At 71.5% G+C, this 9908-nt stretch carries 9 protein-coding genes and 1 tRNA gene; 5 read left to right on the top strand and 5 right to left on the bottom strand.

Going from position 1 to position 9908, the window contains the following annotated elements; translation table 11 throughout:
* The first annotated feature begins 116 nt into the window (after positions 1 to 116).
* Genes G4D87_RS26525 through G4D87_RS26510 form a run of 4 tightly spaced genes read left to right on the top strand, consistent with a single transcriptional unit; the run spans position 117 to position 3011 of the window.
* Positions 117 to 650, top strand: a complete 534-nt coding sequence (locus G4D87_RS26525) for a periplasmic heavy metal sensor (protein ID WP_163785195.1) — start codon at positions 117 to 119, stop codon at positions 648 to 650.
* Positions 651 to 696: 46 nt separating this feature from the next.
* Positions 697 to 918, top strand: coding sequence for a hypothetical protein (locus G4D87_RS26520; RefSeq protein ID WP_140794422.1), 222 nt, complete (start codon positions 697 to 699; stop codon positions 916 to 918).
* 15 nt (positions 919 to 933) lie between these two features.
* A complete protein-coding gene (locus G4D87_RS26515; protein ID WP_163785193.1) occupies positions 934 to 1614 on the top strand; it encodes a response regulator transcription factor in 681 nt (226 codons plus the stop codon).
* Positions 1611 to 3011 carry a HAMP domain-containing sensor histidine kinase gene (locus G4D87_RS26510; RefSeq protein WP_163785192.1) on the top strand — a complete coding sequence of 467 codons (1401 nt, stop codon included), beginning with the start codon at positions 1611 to 1613 and terminating at the stop codon, positions 3009 to 3011. Before G4D87_RS26515 ends, G4D87_RS26510 begins: the two co-directional genes overlap by 4 nt.
* 10 nt (positions 3012 to 3021) lie before the next feature.
* Here the strand turns inward: G4D87_RS26510 and G4D87_RS26505 are convergent, their stop codons facing one another.
* The 5 genes from G4D87_RS26505 to G4D87_RS26485 form a co-directional block, all read right to left on the bottom strand.
* Positions 3022 to 3852: a carboxypeptidase regulatory-like domain-containing protein gene (locus G4D87_RS26505; RefSeq protein ID WP_205507733.1), complete on the bottom strand. Its 831-nt coding sequence runs from the start codon at positions 3850 to 3852 to the stop codon at positions 3022 to 3024.
* A 100-nt stretch (positions 3853 to 3952) separates the two neighbouring features.
* The gene (locus G4D87_RS26500; protein WP_163785188.1) at positions 3953 to 4810 is read right to left on the bottom strand and encodes an ABC transporter permease; all 858 of its coding nucleotides are present in this window, start codon (positions 4808 to 4810) and stop codon (positions 3953 to 3955) included.
* A complete protein-coding gene (locus G4D87_RS26495) occupies positions 4807 to 5799 on the bottom strand; it encodes an ABC transporter ATP-binding protein (protein WP_163785186.1) in 993 nt (330 codons plus the stop codon). The genes G4D87_RS26500 and G4D87_RS26495 overlap by 4 nt, the downstream gene beginning before the upstream one ends.
* Before the next feature lie 30 nt (positions 5800 to 5829).
* Positions 5830 to 6714, bottom strand: a complete 885-nt coding sequence (gene cyoE, locus G4D87_RS26490; RefSeq protein ID WP_163785184.1) for a heme o synthase — start codon at positions 6712 to 6714, stop codon at positions 5830 to 5832.
* 318 nt (positions 6715 to 7032) lie between these two features.
* Positions 7033 to 9363 (bottom strand): tetratricopeptide repeat protein, encoded by a 2331-nt coding sequence (locus tag G4D87_RS26485; protein WP_205507732.1) that lies wholly within the window; start codon positions 9361 to 9363, stop codon positions 7033 to 7035.
* A gap of 193 nt (positions 9364 to 9556) precedes the next feature.
* Between G4D87_RS26485 and G4D87_RS26480 the strand changes: the two genes are divergently transcribed.
* Positions 9557 to 9632: transfer RNA gene (locus G4D87_RS26480), tRNA-Ala, on the top strand.
* Positions 9633 to 9908: the final 276 nt, after the last annotated feature.

Below are 9908 nucleotides of genomic sequence, written 5' to 3'. Positions count from 1 at the left end.
CTCTTCACACTTCTTCACCGCGCGCGGGCGCGGCCTTCATACCCGCCCTCTACCTTCCCGCTCGTCACCACCAGCGCCAGCCCCTCAGGGGACGGCCACATTGGGAGCGTGGAACCATGTTCGGGTTTTTCTTCGGAACCGCCTGCCTCGCCGGGCTCATCTACACGGTCCGTGGCGGGCGCCACGGGCATCACCGCGGAGGCCGCTGGAGCTCGCGCGGCCGCCTCCGCTGGCTCTTCGAGCGGCTGGACACCTCGCCTGGCCAGGAGAAGGTCCTCCTCAAAGCCGCCGACGAAGTCCTGGAGTCCTTCGCCAAGGCCCGTGACGAGCTCGGCCCCAGCCGCACCGCCCTGGGCACCGCGCTGCGCGGTGAGCACTTCGACGGCGCCGCGCTGCGTGAGCTCTTCGCCCGCCACGATGTCGCCATCGACAACGCGCGCCGCACGGTGCAGGGCTCGCTCGCCCAGGTCCATGAAGCGCTGGACCCGCGGCAGCGCCGTGAGCTCGCGGACCTCCTCGAGCACGGCTTCGGCTCCGCCCATGGCTGGCACGGAGGCCCTGGCGGCTGGCATCGCCGCTGCGGCGGCCACGGCGGCGGCCATCGCCATGGGGACAGCCCCTGGGGACGCGATGACACGCGTGGCGTGTGAGCCCCGAACCGACACCCCTTTTCGTCGTCCTTGAATGAGAGATTCCATGCGCCGCCGTCTGCTCATCGTCCTGCTCGCCCTGGGCACCGTCGGAGGCTATGCCTCCGGCTTCGCCAGCGTGGCCCGCCACCGCCATCACCTGCGCCACTGTCACCACGGCGCCTGGGAGCACGGCTGGAGCCCCCACGGCAGGTGGGAGCCTTCCGGCCAGCGAGGGGTGACTCCCCCGCCGGCGACCCGCGTGTCCATCCACACGGCCTCCCCCTGAAGTAGAAGGCGGTTCATGTCCACGCGCGTCCTGCTCATCGACGATGACACCCGGATGTACGAGCTGCTCGAGCAGTACCTCGGACAGAACGGCCTCAGCGTCACCCACGCGGCGGATGGCGGACGGGGGCTGGCGGCGCTGGAGGCCAGCGCCTTCGACGCGGTGCTGCTCGACGTGATGATGCCCGGCATGGACGGCCTGGAGGTCTGCAAGCGCATCCGCGGCAAGAGCCGCATCCCCGTCATCATGCTCACCGCGAAGGGCGACGAGACGGACCGCGTGGTGGGCCTGGAACTGGGCGCGGACGACTACCTCCCCAAGCCCTTCAGTCCCCGCGAGCTGCTGGCGCGGCTGCGGGCCGTGCTCCGCCGCTCGCAGCCCTCGGTGGTGGCGGACCGGCTGGAGTCGGGCGGAGTGTCCATCGACGTGGCCGGGCGCGAGGTGCGCGTGGAGGAGCGCGCCGTGGAGCTGACGGGCCTGGAGTTCGACTTGCTCGTCGCGCTGGTGCGCAGGGCCGGACGCGTCATTCCGCGCGACGCCCTGCTGGGCGAGGCGGGCCGCAGTGACACGGTGGTGGGCGAGCGCACCGTGGACGTGCACATCTCCCACCTGCGGCAGAAGCTCGGTGACGTGGGCACCCGCCTCATCAAGACGGTGCGCGGCGTGGGCTACGTGTTCGCCAAGGAGGGCCCGTGAAGCGCGGCGGGCCCAGGGGCCACAAGCGCGGCTGGGGCGCGTGGGGCGACGCGCATGATTGCGCCCCCTGGGGACACCGGCATCCGCCGCACCGCTACTGGCACATGGGCCGGCTGGGCAGCTTCGTACGCGCCCGGCTGCACCGGCGCCTGTTCATGTGGTTCGGCCTGTCCATCCTCGCCACCGGCGCCGTGGTGGCCACGGTAATGAGCCTGGTGGGCGGAGGCACCTGGAAACAGGAAGGCGAGCGCGTGCGCACCTTCGTGGGCCACCGCTTCGAGGAGGTCTGGGACGAGCCCGCCCGGCGGGACGCGCTGGTGGCGTCCATCGAGAAGGACCTGCAGGTGGGCGTGGAGCTGCGGGACACGTCCGGCGCGGTGCTGGCGCGGACCGAGGAGCCGTGCCGGCGGCCCGAGTTCAACCTCCCCGTGATTCGCGATGGCATCACCCTGGGCTCGGTGCGCGCGTGCTACGCCAGCTTCCGTCCCAAGAGCCCCCTGCGGATGGTGCTGCCACTGGTGCTGTCGTGCATGGTGCTGTGGCTGGCCGCGGGGAAGCTCGCGCGGCGGCTCGCGCGGCCCATGGATGAGCTGGTGCGGGCCACGCGAGCGCTGGGCTCGGGCCGGCTGGACTCGCGCGCGGACATCGCGCCGCACGTCACGGGGGAGTTCGCCGTGCTGGCGGATGCCTTCAATGACATGGCCGGGCGCATCGAGAAGCAGGTGGCGGACCAGCGCGAGCTGCTCGCCGCCGTGTCCCATGAGCTGCGCACCCCGCTGGCCCGGATGCGCGTGCTGACGGAGCTGCTCCGCGATGGAGGCGGCAACCCGAAGACGCTGGACCAGGTGGACCGCGAGGTGGTGGAGCTGGACGCGCTGGTGGGTGAGCTGCTGGCCAGCTCCCGGCTGGACTTCGGCCAGCTCACCCCGCGGGTCCTCGATGGCCAGGCGCTGGCCACGCAGGCGTTGGAGCGCGCGGGCCTGGCGAACGCCCTGCTGGACGTGGAGGTGGCGCACGCGGGGCTCGTGGGAGACGCGACGCTGCTGGGCCGCGCCCTGGCCAACCTCCTGGAGAATGCGCGCAGGCACGGCACCGGCGCACAGGCCCTGCGCATCCAGGAGCGAGGCGAGCACCTGGCCTTCTGCGTGGATGACCGGGGCCCCGGGCTTCAGCCCGGCGAGGACGTGCGCATCTTCCGGCCCTTCTACCGGAAGGACCACGGCACCGAGGCGCGGGAGGCGGGCTCCCTGGGCCTGGGGCTGGCGCTGGTCCAGCGCATCGCGCACGCCCACGGTGGAGAAGTCTTCGCGGAGAACCGCCCCGGCGGCGGCGCACGGGTGGGCTTCACCGTGCGGAAGAACGGCCCTCCAGCGTCAGAGAGCCGCCCCGCCGCGTAGCGCCGCTCAGTCACTTCCGCGCGGACGCGTCCTCCGCGGAGAAGGTGAACGCGGCCTCGGCCGGCGCGTCGTCCTTCACCGTGACTTCGGCCGTCTTCGTGCCCAGCGTCTCGTGCCAGGCCTCCACCGTGTACGTGCCCGCGGGCAGTCCTTCGATTGAGAATGCACCGTCCGCGCCCGTCGTCACGAAGTACGGATTCTCATTGCTGACGACGAAGGCGGACATCCACGGGTGCACGTCACACTTGAGCTTCAGCACGTCCGCGTCCGCGGGCAGCGGCCGCTCCACCGGGGCGCCAGACGGCGGCTGCGCGACGTTGAACGCGGGCCTGGTGCCCACGATGCCGCGCACGTTGTGCAGCGTGCCGTCGCTATTCTTGAACGCCACCCGCTGCCCCGCCATCGCGCCCTGCACGCGCGGGACGTAGGTGCACTTCGACTGGTCCACCACCACCGGCGTGGCGGGCGCGGGAGGCGCGCCGGGCACCTGACCCTTCACGCGCACCAGCACGTTCTGGAGGTTGCCGTCCTTCACCAGGACCGACGCATCCTTCGTCGCCATGCCCTCACACGCCGGGTCATTGCTCGAGGGGAGGTCGGCGGCCTCGGGCGGCGTGCCGGTGAACTTCACCGTGCCCTTCACCACGCCCTTGCCCGCGGGTGCCACGGGCACGGCGGCGGCACCTTCCGGCGCCTGGATGGGCGAGGCGGCGTGCGGCTCCTTCTTCGCGGCGGGCGCGGCGACAGGCGGCGTGGAGGCCGGCTCCTCCTTCTTGCAGGCAGAAAGGGACAGCAGCCCCGCGGTCCCCAGCAGCGTCAGGCCGAGCGTGCGCAGCGTCATCGTGCAATCTCCTCGGGTGGTCAGGTGATGCGACTGCCCACCTCGTAGCGAAAGGGGCAGCGCATGTCCAACCCACCGGGGCACCGTGAACGGCTGCTGTCTACTCCCGGCGGCTCACGCTGAAGGCCGCCAGCCCGACGAACACCGCGGCGAACGCCACCAGCACCGGCACTTCCAGCCCCGCGGAGGACGACGACGCGCCCAGCGCCACCGACGCCTCCGCGCCGTACAGCGCCCGCCGCACGCCCTCCACGGAGTAGCGCATCGGGTTGAGCCGCATCACCCAGGCCAGCCAGGTGTCCGCGCCCTTGAGCGGGAACACGGCGCCGGACAGCACCCACATGGGCAGCAGGGCGATGCTCATCACCGCGTGGTAGCCCGCGCTGGAGCGCACCCACCACGCCAGCGACATGCCCATGCCCGTCAGCGCCAGCGCCGTCAGCACCATGACGGCCAGCAGCAATGGCACGTTCAGCGTGGCCGCGCTCACCCCCGCCAGCGGCGCCAGCAGCAGGAACAGCGACGCCTGCAGCAGCGCGATGGCGGACGAGCCCAGCGCCTTGCCCAGCACCACCGCCAGCCGTGAGCCCGGCCCGGCGAGCACCGCCTGGAGGAAGCCCTCCTTGCGGTCCTCGATGACGGTAATCGTCGCGAAGATGGCGCTGAACAGCAGCACCATGGTGACGACGCCCGGGAAGAAGAACTGCTGGTAGCCCAGGCCCTGCGCGCCCTCCACACGGAAGGAGCCCGCGAAGCCGGAGCCGATGACGAACCAGAAGAGGACGGGCTGCGCGAGCGCCCCCACCACCCGGGAGGGCTGGCGGAAGAAGCGGACGATGTCGCGCATCATCAAGACGCGCACCGTCGCCCACTGGAGCGCGAGCGCTCCGGGCGGAGACGACACGGCCGGAGCCCCGGCGTTCATCGGTTCGGGGGCGGCGGACAGCTCGGCGCTCATCGACGTCTCCTCGGCGCGGGTTCCGCGGTGGGCACGTCCGCGCCCAGCGCGCGCCCCGTCAATTGGAGGAACACGTCCGCCAGCGTGGGCCGGCGCAGCGCCACGGAGGTCAGCCGCCCGGCGGGGAAGGCCTCCACCAACCGGGGCACCAGCGCGTGGCCCTGCGGCGCCTCCACCCGCACCCGGCCCTCCACCACCTTCGCGCCCAGCTTCAGCCGCTCGCGCAGCTCCTCCGCCAGCGCCTCCGGCTCGGGCGCCTCCACGGAGAGGATGTCTCCGCCCATGCGCGAGGCCAGCGCCCGCGGCGTGTCACACGCCACCAGCTTGCCCGCATCCAGCACCGCCAGCCGGTCGCAGACCTCGGCCTCGTCCGCGCGGTGCGTGGTGAGCAGCACCGTGAGGCCCTCGCTGTCGCGCAGGCGCTTCAGGTGCGCCCAGAAGGTGCGGAAGGCCGCCTCGTCCAGGCCCTGCGTGGGCTCGTCCATGAGCAGCACGCGCGGCTGGTGCACCAGGGCCCGCGCCAGCTCCAGGCGCCGGCGCATGCCCCCCGACCACGTGGACACCCGCTCGTCGCCGCGGTCGGCCAGGCCGATGAGCGCCAGCATCGCCTCCACCCGCTCGAGGGCCCGCGCTCCGCCCAGGCCATACAGCCGGGCGCCGAGCAGCAGGTTCTCCCGCGCGGTCAGCAGGTCGTCCAGGCTGCCGCGCTGGAAGATGATGCCCATCTGCCGGCGCAGCGACGGGTCGCTCAGCGACAGCTCGCGGCCTTCGAAGCGGACGAGCCCCGCGTCGGGCGACAGCAGCCCGGCCAGCACCTGGAACGTGGTGGACTTGCCCGCGCCGTTGGGGCCCAGCAGGCCCAGAATCTCCCCCGGACGCACCGACAGGGACAGGCCGTCCACCGCCGTGCGCCCCTTGAAGCGGCGCGTGAGCCCCTCCAGTTGGAGCAGCGGTTGAGCGGTGGCAGTGGAAACCAGGACTTCGGGCATGAGCGGGCGTCCCCCCGTGCGCCCTGGACGCTATTCGCGAGGAACGCGGTCCAGCGCCAGCGCGGCGAACAGGCCAGTGAGGTAGATGAGTGAGAAGAAGAACGTCTGGCGGGCCCAGGTGTTTCCCAGCCGCCGGAAGAAGCCCCACGCCCCCAGCCCGAGGAAGCTCAGCCCCAGGAGCACCGCCGCGGCCAGGTACCACGTGCCGGCGATGTGGAGCTGGAAGGGCAGGAGCGTCATCGGAATCAGCGCCACCAGGTAGAGCACCACCTGCGCGCGGCTGGACTCGTCACCCCGCTCCAGCGGCACGGATTTGAGGCCCGCCGCCCGGTACTCCTCCTTGCGGAAGAGCGCGATGGCGATGAAGTGCGGCATCTGCCACAGGAACATGATGGCGAAGAGCGAGAAGCCCCCCGCGTCCAGCTGATGGGTCACCGCCGTCCAGCCCATGAGCGGAGGCAGCGCGCCGGGCACCGCGCCCACCAGCATGGCCGCGGACGTGCGCGCCTTCAGCGGCGTGTAGGCCAGCACGTAGCTGAGCAGCGCCACCAGGCCCAGCGCGGCGGTGAGCACGTTGGCGCCCAGGGCCAGCGCCGGAAGCGACACGGCCGCCAGGGAGATGCCGAACCACAGCGCCACCGCCGGCTCCATGCGCCCGGAGGGCAGCGGCCGGTTGCGGGTGCGGTCCATGAACTGGTCGCTGTGCCGCTCCCAGTAGCAGTTGAGGGCATTGGCCGCGCCCACGGTCCCCGCCGTGGCCAGCAGCGTCACCAGCGCGTTGACGGCGCCCAGGTGGCCGGGCGCCAGCCACATGCCGCCCGCCGCGGTGACGAGCACCAGGGTGGAGAGGCGCGGCTTGGTGAGGGAGATCAGGTCGGACGCGACTGTCGGCAAGGACTCGGCACGCGCGTTCACACAGACTCCAAGAGGTAGGCACGACAGACACGCTGCCGGCGCGGTAACGGCCTTCCCCATACAGGCACCACCCGGGGGTGGGCAAGGACACGGCGCCCCTGGGAGGCTCCGGCGGACGGACGCCCGGCTGGTCCCCGTGAGTCACCAGGGCGACACCGGACCTCCGCCACCCACCCAGGCGCGGCGGGGGGACAAACGCCTCGGGCATAGCGTCAGGGTGGAGGGGGCGGCAACCACGACAACGGGGCTGACCGCGCGTTCAACTGCCCGCGCGCATCAGCCCCGCTTGTCCGGCGCCTGGAAGGCAGCCGCGGTGCTTCAGCCGCCCGCCAGCGAGCGGGCCGCGGATGCGTGCTCGCCGCTCGGGTCGCGCTTCAGGTACTCCTGGGCCAGCATCTTCGCCTTGGCGCCCTGCTTCGAGTCCTTCGCCAGCAGCGTGGCGTAGTGGAAGTAGGCCGGCGAGTACGCCTCGTCCGCGTTGAGGGCGCGCTGGTACGTCTCGTCCGCCTTCGCCGCGTCACCCTTGCTCTGGAACACGCGCCCCAGCTCGGTGAGCGCCATGGCCGCGCGGTCCGACTGCCCCAGGAACTCCTGGCTCGCCTTCTCCAGCTGCTCCTGCGCCAGGTCCCACTTGGACCGCTCGCGGTAGATGGCGCCCATGGCCAGCCGGGCCTCCGGGTTCTTCGCCTTCGGGTCCTTCACCGCGCGCTGGTACTGGGCCAGGGCCTCGTCCAGCTTGCCCTGCCGGCGGTACGCGTTGCCCAGCATCACCACCAGCTTCGGGCTGTCACCCATCGTCTTGAGCGCCGTCTGGAGCGACTCGGCGGCTTCCTTCTCGCCGCCCTGCTTGCCCATGAGCGCCTTGGCCAGCTCGACGTAGAACTGGGCGCGCGAGGCATCCATGCGGATGGCCTTGCGAATCTCCTCGACGGCCGCGTCGTAGTTGCCCTCCGCCAGCAGGCGGCGGCCCTTGATGAGGTGCAGCTCCGGGTTCTGCTTGTCGAGCGAGAAGCCGGTCTCCTCGCTCTTGATCATCTCCGAGCGGGCCTTGTCCTTGTCCTGGGGGACGGCGGTGGCCTCGGCCAGCTTCTGCTGCAGGTCCGGCTTCAGGTCCACCATGGCCGCCGACACGCGGCTGATGAGCAGCGAGCGCGCCAGGTGCGCCGCGGCCAGCTGCCGCGGAGACGGCGGCGGGTCGGACTCCAGCAGCTTCTTGAGCATGGTGTGGGCCAGCCCGAAGTTGGGCGAGTCCTGCTCCAGCATCAGCAGGGAGCGGCCCAGCAGCGACTCCGGGTGGTCCTTCTCGTACCGGAGGGCGGAGTCGTAGTTCCGCCAGGCGGCGGCGTCCTGGCCCAGGCGGCGGTACACCGCGCCCAGGCTCGCGTAGGTGCGCGGGTCATCCGGAGACAGGCCCTGCGCGCGGTCCAGGCTGTCGCGGCTCCGGTCCAGGTCGCCCGCGTTCATCTGGATGAGGCCCAGCGTGAGGTACAGCAGCGAGCTGGAGCGGCCCTGCGCGTCCAGCCCCTTCACCTTCTCCTCCAGCTGCCCCAGCGCGTCCTTGCCCTTGCCGCTGTAGGTCTGGATGAGCGCCTCGGACGCGATGAGGTGCGAGCTGAGGTCGCCACTCTCCTTGCCCGCGGCCAGGTGCTCCTCCGCCTGGCGGCGCGCATCGTCACCGCCGCCGTGCTCACCCCAGCGGATGGCCCAGGCGTAGGCGAGGTAGCCGTGCGCCACGGCGGAATCGGCGTCCACCTCCAGCGCCAGGTCTGCCGCCTCGACGGCCTTCTTGTAGCTGTCGAAGGAGTCGTGCTTGAGCAGCTCGCTGGCCGCATCCAGGCTCTTCTTCAGCTCGCGGGACTTGGTGCGGGCGTTGGCCGAGTACCAGCCATAGCCGATGGCGAACAGCGGGATGGCCACCAGCAGGCCCAGCGTCACCATCTTGCTGCCATTGCCGCCCGACGAGGCGCGGCGGCGGGACACCGGCTCGTCGTCCTCGTCCTCATCCACCTCCTCCACGACGACCTGGGGCCGGCGCGGCTGAGGGGCGGGACGCTGCGCGGGTGCCCCCGCGCGCGCGGGCTTCGCCGCGGGCGACTGCGTCCCCGCCGTGGCCGCGACGCTGGTGAGCGCGGCGGCGGACTGCTGGGTCGCGGACGGGCCCTGCGTCGCGGGCGCGACCGGAGCAGCGGGCGCGGCGACCGGCGCCGGCGCGGCGGGCCGCGGCGGTTCAATCTTGTGCTGCTGGAGCAGCGTGACGGTGTCCGGGTCGCCCGGATCCACGGTGTAGGCCTTGAGGAGGTTCGCCTTGCCGGGCTCCGCTTCACCCGTCTTCAGCTGCAGCGCGCCGGCCATGCGCAGCGCGGCCTTGTCGTCGGGCTGCACCTGAAGGGCGCCGAGCGCCTCTTCCAGCGCCTTCTTGTCCTTGCCCTGCTCCGCGTAGACGCGGGCGAGCAGGAGGCGGGGGTCCGCCGCATTCGGGTGGGCCTTCACCCCCTTCTTGCAGACGACCATCGCCTCCATGAAGCGGCCCATGCTCAGGTACGCTTCAGCGAGGGGCTTGTAGGCCGCCGACGAAGGGTCGGAGGCAAAGGCGTGTTCAAGCTTCGCGAGCTCGGCCGGGCTCAACGTCTTCGCAGGGGAGATAGACATTAACGGGGGGCAGCTTAACGGGCGGGAAGGATACGCCTGACAAGGGGGGTTTTTATGGCACCCGGTACGCAGCACGTCAATCGCCGGAATCCATGTTGGCAGCTTGCGCTTGACACCGTGAAGGGCCTCCGGTACTAGCCCATCCCACTTCGGCGGCCCCAAACCGCCAAGGCGCAGCAAGCAGTCCCGTCATGGGGGTGTAGCTCAGTTGGGAGAGCGTCGCGTTCGCAATGCGAAGGTCGTCGGTTCGATCCCGTCCACCTCCACCATGCAACAAACGAAGGGCCTCACGGGAAACCGTGAGGCCCTTTGCATTTGGGGCCTCCCGGCGAACTGCCGAATTGCAAAGCATCCGGGCTTTGTTATCCGGTGCCGATGACCGACCAGCCCGCCTCTCTGTCGTTCTTCGCCCGCTTCTGGCTCGCTTGGCTGTGCTTCTGGCGCTGCCTCGTGTCCCGCGAGTTCGCCCAGGCCGTGCTGCCCACGAGCAAGGCCTACGACGCCGGCCAGCTCGCCCAGCTCCCTTCGGGCGGCCCCGCCCCCAC

This window comes from Myxococcus vastator, assembly GCF_010894475.1.
Classification (GTDB): Bacteria; Myxococcota; Myxococcia; order Myxococcales; family Myxococcaceae; genus Myxococcus; species Myxococcus vastator.
This window is presented reverse-complemented; position numbering and strand designations above follow the sequence as displayed.